The organism is Pseudomonas sp. ADAK2 TE3594 (assembly GCF_053628675.1).
Window position 1 is genome coordinate 1,968,662 of the sequence record NZ_JBRJGV010000001.1, and the last position, 17,180, is coordinate 1,985,841.

At 59.1% G+C, this 17,180-nt stretch carries 17 protein-coding genes; 7 read left to right on the forward strand and 10 right to left on the reverse strand.

Annotated features, from left to right (window positions below; genetic code table 11):
• Window positions 1-115 precede the first annotated feature (115 nt).
• Window positions 116-1,021, forward strand: a complete 906-nt coding sequence (cynR, locus tag AB7M22_RS09095) for a transcriptional regulator CynR (protein ID WP_454186001.1) — start codon at window positions 116-118, stop codon at window positions 1,019-1,021.
• Here the strand turns inward: cynR and AB7M22_RS09100 are convergent.
• From AB7M22_RS09100 to AB7M22_RS09120, 5 genes are all read right to left on the reverse strand, one after another.
• Window positions 1,007-1,306 (reverse strand): hypothetical protein, encoded by a 300-nt coding sequence (locus AB7M22_RS09100; RefSeq protein ID WP_007904424.1) that lies wholly within the window; start codon window positions 1,304-1,306, stop codon window positions 1,007-1,009. The two genes, cynR and AB7M22_RS09100, sit on opposite strands and share 15 nt — an antisense overlap.
• A 125-nt stretch (window positions 1,307-1,431) precedes the next feature.
• Window positions 1,432-1,761 carry a hypothetical protein gene (locus AB7M22_RS09105; RefSeq protein WP_007904423.1) on the reverse strand — a complete coding sequence of 110 codons (330 nt, stop codon included), beginning with the start codon at window positions 1,759-1,761 and terminating at the stop codon, window positions 1,432-1,434.
• Between the two features lie 596 nt (window positions 1,762-2,357).
• Window positions 2,358-2,897: a GNAT family N-acetyltransferase gene (locus tag AB7M22_RS09110; RefSeq protein WP_454188778.1), complete on the reverse strand. Its 540-nt coding sequence runs from the start codon at window positions 2,895-2,897 to the stop codon at window positions 2,358-2,360.
• A gap of 164 nt (window positions 2,898-3,061) precedes the next feature.
• Entirely contained in the window at window positions 3,062-5,011 is a 1,950-nt protein-coding gene (locus AB7M22_RS09115; RefSeq protein ID WP_454186002.1) for a DNA topoisomerase III, read from the reverse strand.
• Between the two features lie 115 nt (window positions 5,012-5,126).
• Window positions 5,127-5,456: a DHCW motif cupin fold protein gene (locus tag AB7M22_RS09120; protein WP_454186003.1), complete on the reverse strand. Its 330-nt coding sequence runs from the start codon at window positions 5,454-5,456 to the stop codon at window positions 5,127-5,129.
• A gap of 151 nt (window positions 5,457-5,607) precedes the next feature.
• Here AB7M22_RS09120 and AB7M22_RS09125 point away from each other — a divergent pair, with 151 nt between their 5' ends.
• Entirely contained in the window at window positions 5,608-5,970 is a 363-nt protein-coding gene (locus tag AB7M22_RS09125; RefSeq protein ID WP_454186004.1) for a DUF427 domain-containing protein, read from the forward strand.
• Window positions 5,971-6,108: 138 nt separating this feature from the next.
• Here AB7M22_RS09125 and AB7M22_RS09130 read toward each other — a convergent pair whose 3' ends face one another.
• Together AB7M22_RS09130 and AB7M22_RS09135 are read right to left on the reverse strand one after the other, a co-directional pair.
• On the reverse strand, window positions 6,109-7,731 hold the full coding sequence (locus tag AB7M22_RS09130) for an MFS transporter (protein WP_454186005.1): 1,623 nt from the start codon (window positions 7,729-7,731) through the stop codon (window positions 6,109-6,111).
• Window positions 7,732-7,881: 150 nt separating this feature from the next.
• On the reverse strand, window positions 7,882-9,561 hold the full coding sequence (locus tag AB7M22_RS09135) for a GMC family oxidoreductase (RefSeq protein WP_454186006.1): 1,680 nt from the start codon (window positions 9,559-9,561) through the stop codon (window positions 7,882-7,884).
• Between the two features lie 133 nt (window positions 9,562-9,694).
• Between AB7M22_RS09135 and AB7M22_RS09140 the strand changes: the two genes are divergently transcribed.
• Entirely contained in the window at window positions 9,695-10,579 is an 885-nt protein-coding gene (locus tag AB7M22_RS09140; protein WP_454186007.1) for a LysR family transcriptional regulator, read from the forward strand.
• 120 nt (window positions 10,580-10,699) lie between these two features.
• On the opposite strand, the gene AB7M22_RS09145 is transcribed toward AB7M22_RS09140, so the two are convergent.
• Window positions 10,700-11,098, reverse strand: a complete 399-nt coding sequence (locus AB7M22_RS09145) for a carbohydrate-binding module family 20 domain-containing protein (RefSeq protein WP_454186008.1) — start codon at window positions 11,096-11,098, stop codon at window positions 10,700-10,702.
• 227 nt (window positions 11,099-11,325) lie between these two features.
• Here AB7M22_RS09145 and AB7M22_RS09150 point away from each other — a divergent pair, with 227 nt between their 5' ends.
• The gene (locus AB7M22_RS09150; protein ID WP_454186009.1) at window positions 11,326-11,541 is read left to right on the forward strand and encodes a DUF4287 domain-containing protein; all 216 of its coding nucleotides are present in this window, start codon (window positions 11,326-11,328) and stop codon (window positions 11,539-11,541) included.
• Window positions 11,542-11,994: 453 nt separating this feature from the next.
• Window positions 11,995-12,351, forward strand: a complete 357-nt coding sequence (locus tag AB7M22_RS09155) for a DUF6124 family protein (protein ID WP_454186010.1) — start codon at window positions 11,995-11,997, stop codon at window positions 12,349-12,351.
• Between the two features lie 143 nt (window positions 12,352-12,494).
• Here AB7M22_RS09155 and AB7M22_RS09160 read toward each other — a convergent pair whose 3' ends face one another.
• Together AB7M22_RS09160 and AB7M22_RS09165 are read right to left on the reverse strand one after the other, a co-directional pair.
• Window positions 12,495-13,592 (reverse strand): DNA alkylation repair protein, encoded by a 1,098-nt coding sequence (locus AB7M22_RS09160; protein ID WP_454186011.1) that lies wholly within the window; start codon window positions 13,590-13,592, stop codon window positions 12,495-12,497.
• A gap of 159 nt (window positions 13,593-13,751) precedes the next feature.
• Entirely contained in the window at window positions 13,752-15,560 is a 1,809-nt protein-coding gene (locus AB7M22_RS09165) for a monovalent cation:proton antiporter-2 (CPA2) family protein (protein ID WP_454186012.1), read from the reverse strand.
• Between the two features lie 309 nt (window positions 15,561-15,869).
• Between AB7M22_RS09165 and AB7M22_RS09170 the strand changes: the two genes are divergently transcribed.
• Both AB7M22_RS09170 and AB7M22_RS09175 read left to right on the forward strand, forming a co-directional pair.
• Window positions 15,870-16,334: a hypothetical protein gene (locus tag AB7M22_RS09170; RefSeq protein ID WP_454186013.1), complete on the forward strand. Its 465-nt coding sequence runs from the start codon at window positions 15,870-15,872 to the stop codon at window positions 16,332-16,334.
• Between the two features lie 162 nt (window positions 16,335-16,496).
• Window positions 16,497-16,835, forward strand: a complete 339-nt coding sequence (locus AB7M22_RS09175) for an FKBP-type peptidyl-prolyl cis-trans isomerase (protein WP_007895103.1) — start codon at window positions 16,497-16,499, stop codon at window positions 16,833-16,835.
• The last annotated feature ends 345 nt before the right edge of the window (window positions 16,836-17,180 follow it).

Genomic DNA, 17,180 nt, shown 5'->3' on the forward strand with positions numbered 1-17,180 from the left:
GTGACTCCTATCGGTTGTGGCTGGAAAGTGGAGCCATCTTCGGTCGATTGATTCATAGCGTCCAAGACCGATATACAATGCTTTGCATAAGTCCTGCCTATAGATGGTGTCCCCGATGCTGCTTCGACATTTGCGCTACTTGCTGGCAGTCGCCGACCATGGCGGCTTCACCCGCGCCGCCGAGGCGTTGCATGTATCCCAACCGACGCTGTCCCAGCAGATCCGGCAACTGGAGGAAACCCTCGGCGTCAGCCTGTTCGACCGCACCTCGCGCACGGTCAAGCCGACCGATGCGGGGCTGGCCTATATCGAAAGTGCCCGTCGGGTACTGGTGGAACTTGAAGCGGGGAAACGTGCGCTGCACGACGTGAAGGACTTGTCTCGCGGCACTTTGCGACTGGCCATGACGCCAACGTTCATGGCGTATCTGGTGGGGCCGCTGGTGCGTGACTATGTGGCGAAGTTTGCGAACATCCATCTGCAGATTTTCGAGTTATCGATGGATGACATCGAGGCCGGGTTGCTCGATGACTCGCTGGACATTGCCATTGCCTTTACCCCGGTGAGGAGCCCCGACATCGAGTGCCTGCCGGCATTTGTCGAGACCTTGGGCGTGATGGTCGGGCGCAGTCATCCGTTGTACGAGCGCCAGAACCCGCTATCGCCAAAGGAGGTGGCGCAACTGGAGTTCGCGTTGCTGACGCCGGACTTCATCACCCGATCCACCATCGACGAGTATTTTCGACAACAGAACATCACGCCCAAGGTGGCGATCGAGGTGAACTCGGTGAGTACGCTGTTGGAGGTCATTCGTCATGCGCCGATGGCCACCATCCTCCCGGAGCCTATCGCCACTGCGGAACGTGCATTGCGCAAAATTCCGCTGCTGGGGGAGGCGCCCAACCGAGGGGCCGCGCTGCTTCGGCGCAAAAACAACTATCACAGTGCGGCGTCGATGGCCTTTATGGACCTGGTGTTGGGCGCGGCTGCGGTCGAGTCGGCGAAGTCAGTCATCCACTGATTGGCACAGCCCATTGGGAGCCTTGCCGGTGGAGGTCACGGTCACTGAGTCGTCATCGGCGAGGATGATCGAGAGCGTAATGCCCGAACCCTTGGCTTCGAAGCGCCGATCGTTGATGGCTTTGGTTTCCGCCTCTTTACTGTTGATCAACACCGGGCCGTCCTGATCCGCATGGACGACGACTTTACCGGGGCAGTCCACATCGAATGAGGGAATGCCAGGGAGGGTGTTCGCGTGGGCAACATTGGCCATGGCCAACACTATGAATGTCAGGATTCTGTTCATCGCAAGCCTCCAGGGATCCAGCAGGGCATACGGTTAACCATAGCTTTATTTGGTGCGCACGAGACAAACGAAAAGGCCCCGCTCGATATTCCGAGCGGGGCCTTCTTTCTTACTGAGGGGGGGTATCAATACAACCGATCAATCACCCGAACTTCGTTCTGGTTCTGCATCGATGCCCACGCCTGTTTCAGCGTTTGCAGCACATTACCGATGAAGTCTTTGTCGGCCGCGGCCTTCTTGCCGACATAACCCTGGCCGCGACGGTACATCTTCAGTCGGGCGAGCAGGTTCTGGTTGTTCTGGTCGAACTCTGCTTCGTGGGCATGGGGCGACAGGCAGTCGATATGAACCTGGCCCGATTTGCTGATCCACAGAATATGGCTGTCCTGGCTGTCTTTTTGCGCAGCGAACAAGCGAGCCAGTTCATCGATAGTAGGTTGATTGTTCAGATTCATTGTAAGCCCCTTGACCATTTGGTGATCTTTCAAAGTTGATTCGCTAATACAAGTAGCCCATCGGTTAGTTGATCCCTGGCACCGAAACCAGGACGTCAGCGGTCGGCCGTCAATACGACGGGGTCCCGCGTCTGCTGCATGTAGTCGTGTTGAATAACTGCTACGCAATAGCGTCACAACGAAGAGAAGCGGCGAAAACCTGGAGGCCACTGCCGACGTTTTCAGGGTCGGCCACAAGCTTCATGAGGATTGATCGCCAGCGCTTCTCGTCCTTTGTACTGGACGTTCAGGCCAGGTCAGCTTCTTCAATCTGCCTTGTGGGCAGCGTGTATCCGGGAAAAACAGCTCGGCGGTCAGACGAGCTTGCTCAAACGTGTTGCCTTACTCCCGATCGGGGAGATGTCTGCATCATGCAAGGGCAAATCGGAGGCGTCAACGGTTTTGTAGTGATTATTTTCGTTCACTACATATTGTCGGACAAAGTGGTTTTGGAATTAAAAAGTCAGGCGTGGCTGGCTGTGGCGTCGCTGGAATCGGCCACTCACGCGGACAAACGGCAGGACCGCGTCATCGTTCTTCGCGGGCAAGTCTCGCTCCTACAGGGGCGGAGTAGGAGTTGCCGAAGGCTGCGATCTGTTAAAGCGGTAAACGGTGCATGGATAACCATCGATCGGCAGGTGATGCAGGGTGAACTCACCGCCCGTGAGATCAGGCATCACCCTGGCCCAGAACAGCCGCGCAGGCTGGTTGGCATCGATGTGGAAAATCTGCCATTGACCGGGGAACCGGTTCAAGAGGGCAGAGACGACAAACTTCGCGACGCCTTGGCCACGAAAACGTCGACTGACAAAAAAGTAGCCGATGTTGTGCTCCGCGCCGACGATATGGGTTTCGTTATCCACGGTCACGAAACCGGCAAGTTCGCCGTCAACCGTGATCAGAAACGGCCTGGTTGCGGGGTTGCGCCAGTAATCAAGCTTGGGCTGGATGTTGAAGAAGCCATGATCCCCGAGTTTCAGCGGCAGCCATTCGCTGAAATCGTAGATGTAGAACTGCATCAGGTTTTCGATGGTTTCCAGTTCGTCGCGCTGAGCGGCGTGCAGTTCTATCGAGGGCTGATTCCTGATTGTCTCCATGGTCGTACCTTCTGAAAAAGCAGGGCTGCTGCCTGATGCGCCGCAGAACCTGTAGGAGCGAGGCTTGCCCGCGAAGAACGATAACGCGTAATACCTGAAAAACCACGGTGAATTCTTCGCGGGCAAGCCACGCTCCTACAGGTTTCGATTCGTTGCAAGTGCCCTCAAGTCTTGCCCGTCGGTTTCGCCACGCGTTTGGCACCGGTCGAAGGCTTGCGTTTGGCGGGTTTGCGTTTGTTTTTCCACGGTGTGGCGCCACGCCCGGCCGGGCTTGCCGGCCCGCTGATGGTCAGGTTCAGGCCGGCGCAACGTGCCACCTGCTTGCTCATCCATGCAGCCTGTTTGGTGACGAATTCTTCCAGGCTCATTTCACCGCTCTGCACCATGTCCAGGGCCTGTTCCCAGATCGCCGTGGTGCCGGGATCGGCAATCGCGCGCGGCACGGCATCGATCAGGCTGAACGCTGCCGGCGTCGCCGCCAGGGCCTTGCCGTTCTTGATCAGGTAGCCGCGGTCCAGCAGGCCCTGGATGATCGAGGCGCGTGTGGCTTCGGTGCCGATGCCGGTGGTGTCCTTGAGCTTTTGCTTGAGCAGCGGATCTTCCACCAGTTTGGCGACGTTCTTCATCGCCTTGATCAGATCGCCTTCGGTGAACGGCTTGGGTGGCTGGGTCCAGAGGTCCTTGAGCTTCACATCGGCCACCGCGCAGTCACGCCCTTCGGCCAGTGTAGGCAGTGTTTGCGGCGCGGGTGCTTCGCGGCCCTTGGCTGGCGCGAGGGCCTCGGGCAGGGCGCGTTTCCAGCCGGGCTCGACAATCTGCTTGCCCACGGCGCGCAAGGCTTCACCGGCGCAGTCGAAGTCAGCCTGAGTCCGGTCGTACTCATGGTTGGGCAGGAACTGCGCCAGATAACGTGCACGAATCAGCGTGTAGACCGCCCGTTGTTTGCCCACCAGACGGTCGAGGTTTTTCGCCGCCGCCGTCGGGATGATGCCGTGGTGAGCGCTGACCTTGGCATCGTTCCAGGCCCGTGAGCGGCGCAGGGGCTCCAGGTGATCTTGCAAGGCGTTCAGGGCCGGGTCGGCCTGCCTCAGCGCAGCAAGAATACTTGGGGCTTCGCTGTGCTGACTCAGCGGCAGGTAGCCACAGTCGCTGCGCGGGTAGGTGATGACTTTGTGGGTTTCGTACAGCGCCTGGGCGATGTCGAGGGTTTCCTGGGCACCGAGCCCGAGTTTCTTCGAGCAGACTTCCTGCAAGGTGCCCAGATCGAACGGCAAAGGCGCGACTTCGCGCATGCGTTCGGTGCGCAGTTTGATTACCCGAGCGCTCGCCGCACCGCTAATGGCCGCAGCCGCTTTCTGAGCCAGCGCCTGATTCAGGCAGCGGTCCTGATCGTCGCAAGCGTCGGAGGCCGCACGCCACTGGGCGGTGAACGCGGTGCTGTCATGCAGCAGTTGCACATCGATCGCCCAATAAGCCACTGGGACGAAATCGGCAATGCTGCGGTCGCGATCCACCACCAGGCGCAAGGTTGGCGTCTGCACCCGACCGACCGGCAATACACCCTGATAGCCGGACTGACGCCCCAGCAGGGTGAACAGCCGACTCATGTTCATCCCGATCAGCCAGTCGGCCCGGGAGCGCCCCAATGCCGAATGATAAAGGCTGAATGTCTCGGCCCCCGGCTTGAGCGCCGCCAGTGCCTTGCGGATCGATGCATCGTCCAGCGCCGACAGCCACAATCGCCGGATCGGCCCGCGATAACGGCAATGCTCCACCAGTTCCCGGGCGATCATCTCGCCCTCACGGTCGGCGTCGGTCGCAATCACCAGTTCACTGGCCTCGCCGAGCAAACGCTTGACCGCCTTGTACTGGCTGGCCGTACGCGGTTTGACGGTCATCTTCCATTTTTCGGGAATGATCGGCAGATCTGCCAGCACCCAACGCTTGTAACGCGCGTCATAGGCATCCGGCGGTGCGGTTTCCAGCAGATGGCCGATGCACCAGGTCACCGTGACGCCCGTTCCCAGCCAGCAGCCGTCGCCCCGACGCTTGGCGCCGAGCACGGCCGCGATGTCTTTGGCCTGGGAAGGTTTTTCACAGAGGTACAGCTGCATAACCACCATCATCGATCAGTGTTCGAGAGGTGCACAGAATGGCGGCTGATGAGCGATGGAGCAATCTTTATCTGTATGGATGTACAGCTTAAGCTGTTGCGGTTGATGACAGCGGTCAATCCACCACAAACAACCGGGCGCCAATGGCGGTGGATGAACGATGCGCTTCGGCATTGTCCGCCACCTGATAGCTCATGCCTGGCGTGAGGACGAAGACTCGACCATCCTCCAGTTCGGTGTGCAGCTCCCCCTCAACACAAAACAGCACATGCCCCTTCGAGCACCAGTGATCGGCCAGATACCCGGGCGTGTATTCGACGATACGCGCGCGAATCGCGCGGAACTGCCGGGTGCGCCACAGGGCGCTGCCGGTCTCGCCCGGGTGTTCGGTGGGTTCGATTTGCGACCAGTCGGTGGTGCCGAAGGGGATGTTGGCAATGTCCATGCTGCTCTCCAAGTGCGGGGCATGCTTTTGTGAGGGCCTGCACTGCAGCTGAAGCAAGCTCCGTTCGGCTGTGAAGCAGTCGCGATACCGAAACATGAGGTATACCTGTCGGATCGCGATACAGCGCAGCAGCGACAGAGGATCCTACTCTATGAAAGCCCCTGGCCCCGGTAATCCCATCGCCATCAGCCCTCAACTCGGCTGCGTAGTGGTGAAGTTCCATGGCATTCAAGTGGCGTCGTCCACTCGGGCGCTGGTCATGCATGAGGCCAATTATCCTCCGGTGTACTACATCCCCCGTGAGGACATCGCCGAACAATATTTCGCCCGCACCGACCACACCAGCTATTGCCCGTACAAGGGCGATGCCAGCTATTTCAGCCTGCAAATCCCCGGGCATGAAGGTGCCAATGCGGTATGGAGTTATGAGCACCCGAAGGTGTCAGTCGCGCAGATTGGCGGGTATGTGGCGTTTTATCCTGAAGAAGTGACGTTTGAGGTGCTTGATACCTGAGGCGGCCTGAACGTAATCCATGTTGGAGCGGGCTTGCTCGCGAAGGCGGTGTGCCAGGCAACATTTATGTCGACTGACACTCCCTTTTCGCGAGCAAGCCCGCTCCCACAGGTAAGCCTGGGCTAGAGGTTCATGTCGTCAGTTCTTGTCCAGATCCACATTCTTGGTCTCACGCAAACAGATCATCCCCACCACCAGGCTCACCCCGGTAATCACCACCGGGTACCACAACCCATAGAAAATATCCCCGGTGTACACCACCAAGGCAAACGACACCGTCGGCAGGAAACCACCGAACCAGCCGTTGCCGATGTGGTAGGGCAGGGACATGGACGTGTAGCGGATGCGGGTCGGGAACAGTTCGACCATCAGCGCCGCCAGCGGGCCGTAGCACATGGCGGAGATAATGATCAGCGCGACGATCAGCGCCACGATCATCGGTTTGTTGATCAGCTGGGTGTCGGCTTGTGACGGATACCCGGCCAGGGTCACTGCACCGCGCAGGGCGGCTTCATCGTAGCCATCGATTTTCACCTCGCCGATGCTCACCTGCACGGCGCTGCCGGCAGGTGCCGCTTCGCTGTTGTAGGGCAGGCCCTGTTTGACCAGGAAGGTTTTGACCCTGTCGCACGGGCTATCAAATTTTGCCTTGCCCACCGGGTCGAACTGGAAGGTGCAGGTGGCCGGGTCGGCCAGCACGGTGATCGGTGCCTGGCGGCTGGCCTGGTCGATGGCTGGGTTGGCGTAGTGGGCCAGGGTCTTGAAGATCGGGAAGTACAGCGCGGTGGCCAGCAGCAGGCCGATCATCAGCACCGGTTTGCGCCCGACCTTGTCCGACAGCCAGCCAAAAAAGATGAAGAACGGTGCGCCGATGATCACGCTGACGATCAGCAGACTGTTGGCCAGCGCCGGGTCCATTTTCAGGAACTGGGTGAGGAAGAACAGCACATAGAACTGTGCCGCGTAGAAGGTCACCGCTTGCCCGGCGTTGATGCTGAACAGCGCAATCAGCACCACTTTGAGGTTGTCCCATTTGCCGAAGGAATCGCGCAGCGGCGACTTGCAGAGCTTGCCTTCTTCTTTCATTTTCACGAACGCAGGCGATTCATGCAGGCTCAGGCGAATCCAGGTCGAGATGCCCAGTAGCACGATAGAAAACAGAAACGGAATGCGCCAGCCCCAGACTTCGAACTGGTCGCCGGTGAAGTAGCGGCAGCCGAGCACCACCAGCAGCGACAGCAGCAAGCCGAGAGTGGCGGTGGACTGAATCCAGCTGGTGTGGAAACCGCGTTTGCCCATCGGTGCGTGTTCGGCGACGTAAGTGGCAGCGCCGCCATACTCACCGCCCAGTGCCAGGCCCTGGAGCATGCGCAGCACCACGAGGATGATCGGCGCGGCGATGCCGATGCTCGCGTAGGTCGGCAGCAAGCCGACGCAGAAGGTCGCCAGACCCATGAGGACGATGGTCGCGAGGAACGTGTATTTGCGCCCGATCATGTCTCCCAAGCGTCCGAACACCAGCGCACCGAACGGCCGCACGATGAAGCCGGCGGCAAACGCCATCAGCGCGAAGATGAACGCCGTGGTGTCGTTGACCCCGGCGAAGAACTGTTTGCTGATGACCGCCGCGAGGGCGCCATAGAGGAAAAAGTCGTACCACTCGAACACCGTCCCCAGGGACGAGGCGAAGATGACTTTCTGGGTTTCCTGACTGGTGCCGGCGCTGCGGACGGCTTCCAAGGGCTGAACATGTTCTGACATATCGGTATCCCTCACAGTGATTGTTTTTGTTGTTCCACTGTCGGCGCCAGCCTTGTGGGCGGGTGCCGCGTTTATCCATAAAGCGGGGTGTACGTCGATCTTTGTAGGAGCGAAGCTTGCTCGCGAAGGCGTCAGACCTGACACACCGCGTCATCGTTCTTCGCGGGCAAGTCGGATCGCCGCATCGCTCGCTCCTACAGTTGGCTTCTGCAGGTTGATGCTCCTTGTGTCGGGATTGAGGATCAACTGCGCGGCCTTCTCGGCGATCATCAGCGTAGGCGAACAGGTATTACCCGAAGTGATGCGCGGCATGATCGAGGCGTCGGCGATGCGCAGGCCAGGGATGCCGTGGACGCGCAACTCGGCGTCGACCACTGCGTGTGCGTCGTTGCCCATCCGGCAGGTGCCCACCGGGTGGAAAATCGTCGTGCCGATCCGGGCGGCGGCTTCATGCAATTGTTCTTCGCTCTGCAAGCTGTCACCGGGCAGGTACTCGACCGGTTTGAACGCTTGCAAGGCGGGCGCGGAGACGATGCGACGAGTCAGGCGGATGGCGTCCGCCGCCACTCGCAAGTCTTCGGGATGGCTCAGGTAGTTGGGCTGAATCAGCGGCGCTTCCCGTGGGTCGGCAGAGCGAATGTCGATTCGGCCACGGCTTTGCGGGCGCAGATCGCAGACCGATGCAGTGAACGCGGGGAAGGCGTGCAGCGGCTCGCCGAAACGCTCCAGCGACAACGGTTGCACGTGGTACTCGAGGTTCGCCGAGGTCTGTTCCGGTCCTGAACGGGCGAAGGCACCAAGTTGGCTCGGGGCCATGGACAGCGGGCCGCTGCGGTCATACAGATAACGCAGGCCCATGCCCATCTTGCCCCACAGCGTGCCGGCGATCTGGTTCAGGGTGCGAGCGTTTTCCAATTTGTAGATCAGCCGCAATTGCAGATGGTCCTGCAGGTTGCCGCCTACGCCGGGCAGTTCATGGGCAACGCCGATCCCCAGTTTTTGCAGCAGCGGGCGAGGGCCGATGCCGGAACGCTGGAGAATGCCCGGTGAACCGACGGCACCGGCACACAGGACGATTTCCTTACGCGCCTTGAAGGTTTTCGCCTGGTCTTGCCAACGTGCGTTGACCGCTGAGGCACGGCCGTTTTCCAGCAGTACGCGGTCCACTTCGACGTCAGTCAACACCGTCAGATTTGCACGCTGGCGGATCGGTTTGAGAAACGCCTTGGCCGCGTTCCAGCGGATCCCTGCTTTCTGATTGACCTGGAAGTAGCCGCAGCCTTCGTTGTCGCCCTGATTGAAGTCATCGATGCTGGCGATGCCGCTTTGCTCGGCTGCCGTACGAAACGCATCGAGGATCGGCCATGACAGCCGCTGGCGCTCGACCCGCCATTGCCCGGCAGCGCCGTGAAATTCCGAGTCACCGGCAAAATGGTTTTCGCTTTGCTTGAACAGTGACAGCACGTCTTGCCAGCTCCAGCCGGTATTGCCCTCGGCCGCCCAACCGTCGTAATCGCCAGCCTGACCACGCATGTAGATCATGCCGTTGATCGAGGAACAGCCGCCGAGCACCTTGCCGCGCGGGTAGCTCAGGGCGCGACCTTGCAGGCCCGGTTGCGCTTCGGTCTTGAAGCACCAGTCGGTGCGCGGGTTGCCGATGCAGAACAGGTAACCGACGGGGATGTGAATCCACGGGTAGTTGTCGCGGCCGCCGGCTTCGAGCAGCAGCACCCGGTGCTGCGGGTTGGCCGACAGTCGATTGGCCAGCAAACAACCGGCCGGCCCGGCGCCGACCACGATGTAGTCGTATTCATCAAGGGAAGTCTGCATCCCTGACCTCGTATTGTTGTTCTTGTTGTCGGTCATCCTAGTTGTTAGCTTTCGTTAAAAGAATGTTAGTTTTTGCGCAGCCGCTGTGCGTTTTTAAACAGCGTCATTAACGGCATAACGTCAAGGATGGTTCATGTTCGACTGGAATGACTTGCGGTTTTTTCTCGAATTGCAGCGCAGCGGCCGCTTGCTGACCGCCGCTCGCCGTTTGAACACCACCCACGCCACCGTGGCCCGGCACATCGAAGCCATCGAAAAAAGCCTCGGCACTGCGCTGTTCGTCCAGCATGCCCAAGGTTACGAATTGACCCCGGCCGGCGAAGCGCTGCTCAAACACGCCGAGGCCATGGAGAACGTCGCGCTGCTGGCTCAGGAAGAAATCACCCAATCCACCGCGCCGCTGGGCAAGATCCGCGTCGGGGTGACCGAGGGGCTGGGCATCATGTTCCTCGCCAGCCGCATGAACGGGCTGTTTGAACGCTATCCAGGGCTGGAAGTGGAGCTGGTGGCGGTGCCGCGCTTCGTCAGCATTCTCAACCGCGAAGCGGAGATCAGCATCCACCTCGAACGCCCGGCCGCCGACATGCTGGTCACCCGCAAACTCACCGATTACCGACTGGCGCTCTACGCCAGCCAAGCCTATCTGGACCGCTCGCCACCACTGCGCAGCCGCGAGGACCTCGGCCGTCATGCGTGGATCGGCTACGTCGACGACTTGCTGTTCAGCCAGGAACTGATGTTCCTCAACAGCTTCTGCCGCAACCCCCAGGTGGTCTTTCACAGCACCAGCGTCATCGCCCAGCAACAGGCCGCGCGCTCGGGCCTGGGGATCGCCGTGCTGCCGTGCTACATGGCCAGCGCCGATCCCCAACTGGTGCCGTTGTTGCCGGACGAAAGCATCCAGCGCAGTTATTGGATCAGTACACGGCGCGAACTGCACAAGTCCGTGCGGCTGCGGGTGTTGTGGGATTACGTGGTGGAGTTATGTGAGGCGGAGCAGGGGTTGTTGTTGGGATAACAAACATCAAAAGATCGCAGCCTTCGGCAGCTCCTACAGGGATAGGTGAGGTGCCGAAGGCTGCGATCTTTTGATCTTGGGAGAGTGACAGGTTCACTTTCCCATATATTCACTCACGTCTCAGAACGCGCCGACACTCGTTGTTCTGAAAGTCACCTTCACTTTGTTGTTGGGATCGCCTTGCCACATCCGCACGTCGTTCAGTATGGTCTCGTTGCGCACGATACACTTCCATTCCACATCTTTGCCGTCGTCCGCGCCTGGGAAAAGTACCTTGCCGGTCCATGCAGGGGCGGGAGTAGGATCGAGCTTTACGGCCTTGGCCGGATCCCAGTTCCCTAACTTCGGATGGTTGCCGACAACATACACGCTGTAGCCCGGCGTCGTGGCGCCGTTGTCGCATTGAAAGTTCACTTCGGATTGTAAGGGCGTCCACTGGCCACCTTGGGCATCGCGCAATACCGGCAGCATCGCCAACAAGAGAACGCCCAGCGGCAATAGGTAACGATTTCGGGACATGATGAACGCCTCAATTCACTCTAGTGGGGGCAGCTTAGTCCCGGCCAAACTAAAAGTGACCTGTTAGAACTGACAGTTCATTAGAACTCTTCGCGATAGCTTCAATCGTTGCTTTTTAACGGCGAGCTTGTTTGCGCTGGACTGCGCAGCGGTCCTGGACTTCAATTCGTGGGATGAAGACAAGGAGCGTCCACCGACACTCCGTCGTGAAAAAGGGAGCTTGCAGCATGACCGAAGATACAAAAGTGAAAGGGCCGGCGTCGTACTTCCCCTCGATTGAAAAAAAGTACGGCCAGCCCATCGACCATTGGCTGAATCTGCTCGGAACAGTGAGTGGCAAGAAGCATATGGAAATGGTGGCTTGGCTGAAGGCTGAACACGATATGGGGCATGGCCATGCCAATGCGTTGGTTGCGCATTATCTGGCGAGCGCTAAAAAGTGAGTGAGAAGGCTTTCGAGTAGGGCGGGAAGGGCACAGATTGCAATTCCTGGCCCATCCCAACCCAATCCACCAACAGTTCGCTCGCAGCCCATTTAAACAAGAAAAATCGCGATCGTTTAAATGAAGCTTGTCGTTACCATCCAAAGGCTACAACGCCTTGCGCCACCGCCTACACGTAAGACAGAATCCGCCGGCTTGTGCGCCTTGGGCCCGCTCGGTAACTTGATTTCCGTCGCTGCTCATCAGTGATCGGGTCTGCAAGCCCGCCGGAATACCAGTCGCATAGCCCTGCCAAAGGACGCTCGTTTATGTCCGCGAAATGGCGGCTTTGTGCGGGAGATCTTCGGATCTGCCGGGTTCCTGGTTTCCCGGTCTTGCAGACCCGCACATAGCTGCCACCCATCATCTGCAAGTGATGCCGGTAGCTCCTAATGAACAATCAGGAGTTTCAACATGATCAAACCTACGCCCAATCCGCCGGACACCGATCCGATATCCCCCTACGAACCCAATTCAAACAAACTCAACGAGGCCGCCGAACGCGCCCTCGACTTCCACTTCCCATCGAATGCCGACATCAAAGCCACCGCGCGTAAACCCAGCAAGCTGTTTGCCGTGGCCCCAGAGGCGACTACCGAAACCCTGGCGGTTTTTTTGGTCGAGACGCTGGCCTCGGTCGATGTGATGGTCCATCAGTTGGTGGATCATCTGGAGGGTGAGTCGCGTCACGCGCTGCTGGGCATTTCCAACAGCATCATGGTGGCGGAGATCACCGCGAATCGGGTTCTGGATCACATTAATACGCCTTAGAGGTGTGAGCTCCATTCCCTTGTAGGAGCTGTCGAAGGCTGCGATCTTTTGATCTTGATTTTCAGCGATCCCGAAACCGCCAAAAGATCGCAGGCTTCGCCAGCTCCTACAGGGACCGTATTTCATGCGAAGGCTGTGGTGCTTCAGGCGAGGATTTCGAACGCCGTGCTGGCCAGCCGTTCGCCGTTGACCAGAATGTGCACGGCGTGCAGGCCAAGATAATGCTTTCGGGTGGTGAGTTCTTTGATGTGCTGGCTACGTGCGATGGATTCGGTAGCCTTGCCGGGCAGAGTCATCGCCTTGAGCTTGAACACCTTCGCTGACGTGCTGCCATTGGCTTTGACGTAATCAATCGCATAGTCGATCACTAGTCGTTGACTCTCCGCCATCGTGGACTTCACCGTGAACGACAGGGTGATTTTCTCCCCCAGCTGAATCACCGCCGGTTCAACCTTCACGTCAATGATTCCAACTTCGGGCTTGCCGCCCGCGCCAATGATTGTCAGCGCCCGCTGGTTGCCCTGTTTGATCAAACTGCGCAGGGCATGTCTGGCGATCCACGCCGTGTGTTTGTTGTCCAGTGACCAACCCTCGATCAGCGCCAGCACCCACTCGGGATTATCCTTGGTGATGTCGTTGAGGTGGTTGGCCACGGATTTACGCACGTATAGGCTTTCGTCGGCCTTGAGGTTATCGAGGATTGCAGCCGCCAGTGTCGGGTCGGCCTGGATTTGTTCCAGCCGGAACGACCATGGGAGGCGCGGTCGGCTGCCTTCGCTGGCCAGGCGCCGGACGTGTTCGTTGTCATCCAGCGACCAGTCGTGCATCAGCTTGAGTGAGCGTTCGAGATCGCCGCGCAGAAAGTGCCGGATGGCAAATTCCGATGAGCCGAAGGCCGTGAAATATTTGAGCGCGTCCATCGACAGATCGAACGTGTGAGCGCCGTAGGTCGCGACGTAGTGCGGCAAAAACATACTGACGAAGGCGCTGTTCAGGCGCGGGGCGAGGGCGCGCAGGACGTCGAGGGATTCTTCATAACCGAGCGGTAATACCGCGTGCAGGCATTCGCTGACGCGGGCCATGCGTTGCATGACTGAGAGATCCGCCAGACCGATTTTGGCCAGCTTCAGGAAGGCCTTGGCATCGAACCCGGGATAGACCGCCGTCATTTCGGTGGCGATGTGTGCGAGGCGTTCGGCGTTGAAGATTTCCTTCAGGGCGGGGGAGGTCTGGTCAGCCATAGTGGATTCCTTGGTCGTTGTTATTTGTCCCATGCACCGCGTTATCGTTCATCGCGGGCAAGCCCGCTCCCACAGTGGGCTTGGGTGGATCACAAATTGTGAATCCACCCCGGAACCTGTGGGAGCGGGCTTGCCCGCGATGAGGCCCGCACAATCACCTCAAACCTTACCCGCTTCCTCTTCCAACTGATCCGACTCAAACAGTTTTGCCAGTTCCGCCCGCGCTTCCTGCGCCGTTTGCATCACCTTGGCCGCATCGTCATACACCGCATGCTGGGCCTCCAACACCTGTTCATCGTGATGGGTAAAGCGCTTGATCCGTGCATCCGCCTGGGCCTGTGTCAGCCCCAACCCGACCAGAGTTCGCCGGGTCATTTCCAGGCTGGAATAATAGGTTTCCCGCACCGCCTGCGCCCCGACATCCACCAACCGGTGCACATGCTGACGGTTACGGGCGCGGGCGATGATTTTGATGTGCGGATAGAGCCTGTGCACCACCTCGGCCGTCTTGATGTTGGTCTCCGGATCATCGGTGGCGATCACGAAAAATTCCGCTTGCTCGACCTTGGCCGCGCTGAGGATTTCCGGGCGCATCGGGTCGCCATAGAACACCGGCACGCCGCCGAAGCTGCGGGACAATTCGATGGTTTCCACTGACGTGTCGAGCGCCACGAACTTGATGTTCTGCGCCCGCAGAATCCGCGCCACGATCTGCCCCATCCGGCCCATGCCGGCGATCACCACACGTGGCGTGTCGGTGTCGATTTCGCGGAACTTCTCCGGCACCACCACGGGCTGAACCTTGGGGCTGACCAGTCGGGCGCACAACAGCAACAACAGCGGCGTCACGGCCATGGACAAGGTAATCGTCAGCACCAGCAGGTCGTACAGGCGCGGCTCGAACAGCCCCTGATCACGACCGATCTTGAACACCACAAATGCGAACTCACCACCGGCCGCCAGCACGATGCCGAGGCGAATCGCACTGACCTTGCCCAAACCTCCGGCCAGTCGACCGACAACAAACAGCAGCGGCAACTTGATGGCGATCAGCAACAGGGTCAGACCCAGCACCACGACCGGCGCGCTCAGCAGAAGACTCAAATTGGCGCCCATGCCGACGCTGATAAAAAACAGCCCCAGCAGCAGGCCCTTGAACGGCTCGATCTGTGCTTCCAGCTCGTGGCGGTATTCGGAATCCGCCAGCAGCAAACCGGCGAGGAACGCGCCGAGTGCCATGGACACGCCGACCAGGTCCATCAACCACGCCGTGCCGATCACCACCAGCAACGCGGTGGCGGTGGACACCTCCGGCAGACCGGTCTTGGCCACCACGCGAAACACCGGTCGCAGCAAGTACCTTCCGCCAATCACCACCACCGCGATACTGCCCAGCACCCGCAAGCCATGGTTCAAATCTTCGGCGGCAGTGGTGGTGTGATCGCCCCCGGCCAGCAGCGGAACCATCGCGATCAGCGGGATCGCGGCGATGTCCTGGAACAGCAAAATCGCGAACGCCAGCCGCCCATGGGGGCTGGTCAGTTCCTTGCGCTCGGCCAGGCTTTGCAAACCAAATGCAGTAGACGACAACGCCAGGCCCAGGCCCAACACGATGGCACTGTTCAAGGATTGGCCGAACACAAACAACGCCAGCACACCAATCACCGAACCGGTCAGCAACACCTGCGCCAAACCCACGCCAAACACCGATTTGCGCATCACCCACAAGCGTCGCGGCGACAGCTCAAGACCGATGATGAACAGCAGCAACACCACCCCGAGTTCGGAGATGTGGCTGACGCTTTGCGGGTTGCCGATCAAGCCCAGCACCGACGGCCCGATGATCACCCCGGCAAACAGATAGCCCAACACCGCCCCCAGTTGCAGGCGCTTGGCCAAGGGGACGGTGAGCACCGCCGCGAATAAAAAGACGACAGCGGCTTGCAACAGGTTGCCTTCGTGGGGCATGGCGAAACTCCATTAACTCGGTACGGCGGGGGCGCATAGGATAAAGGCTGGAGTCGCAGGCGTCAGCCATGTTATTGGCTGACACACCGCTATCGCGAGCAGGCTCGCTCCCACCCTGGATCTCGGGTGGTCACAATTCCTGTGCTCACCGCCAATCCAATGTGGGAGCGAGCCTGCTCGCGATAGCGATCTCACCTGTCACGCCGGTACCATCTCAAACCGTCTGAAACAATTGGCCACGGCGGGCTGATTGATATCGTCCACCGTTCGAGTAAAACGCATAGAGTGTCTGGACGTCAGGAGCTGCTAGTGGAAAAGAAATCCCTCTACCGCAAGATCAACACTCGTACCAGGGGTGTTCGGCTGAATGATTACTCGGGTGAGTACCGGCATCAGCGCCATACCAAAGCCGAAATCCACAATGAGTCGTCACGCGGTTCGATGCATGGAACCCGCCGCCACGGCCTGGATTACACACCGTTGTTCCGATTCCTGCTGTCCCGCGTTGGAGGACAGTGGGATGAGATTTTCAGCGAAGCGGTGGCTCGCCTCGATCGAACCGAACCGGTGTTCTGGATGGTTGCCCTTCATGAAAGCGAAAGGCAGGAGCAGGTGCGACTGGGAGAGTCGAGCTATTTCAGTGGCTTGTATGTCGATGATCAGGGGAGTCTGCGGGTCGTCAATCCTGAGCTGACGGCCGAGCACATGAGGCCTAACTGCCATTGCTGCACTCATACCTTCAACGGCATTCCCTTTGGTCAAGGCAAAGACTGAGCGCGCCATGCGACTTGGTATGGCTCAACGTCTGTTCGCCCAACCAATTTAGTTCACGGCCACTGCCCGATACAGAGCGAAACGGTTGCCAACAGTCCGCATTTCTGGGAAAACGGCGCCCATCAAGCCCGTTCGGGCAAGCGCACAGATAGAGTGAATGTAATGAATGATGAATTGCAGGTAATCGACCTTGAAGTGGGCGACGGCAAAGCCGCCGTCAAAGGCGCGCTGATCACCACCCAATATCGCGGCTGGCTGGAAGACGGCACTGAATTCGATTCTTCCTACAGCCGGGGTAAGCCTTTTCAATGCGTGATTGGCACGGGGCGGGTAATCAAGGGCTGGGATCAGGGAATCATGGGCATGCAGGTCGGCGGCAAACGCAAGCTGCTGGTGCCGGCGCATCTGGCTTATGGCGAGCGGACGATGGGCGCGATTACGCCGAATTCGAATCTGATTTTCGAGATTGAATTGCTGGAAGTGCTGACGCGGGATGATTGAGGCGCTGGTGTGGGGTTGAAACGAAAATTACCGCTTTTTTTGCCAACGGACTCCAAGCTGTGCCGCTGGAACAGGTCGCGGAATGGTTTATCATTCACCCCAGCTGGGATGAACTGCATTGGCGGCGCTGGATTTAAACCACTGGTGATGTTTCATGGCAGGAAGAGGAGGTCATCTTAAACACCACCGGTATGGTGAGGGCCAAAAACCGAGGGCTTCCCCAGCGCCTAAAAGACTTTATCAACGCCAATCGCCTGCCGGCAATCAACACTGGGATTCACAAGTCCTGCTCCTTAAGTCACCAAAGCTTGAAGGAGCTGGCGGTGGAGCTTGATCACGATCACG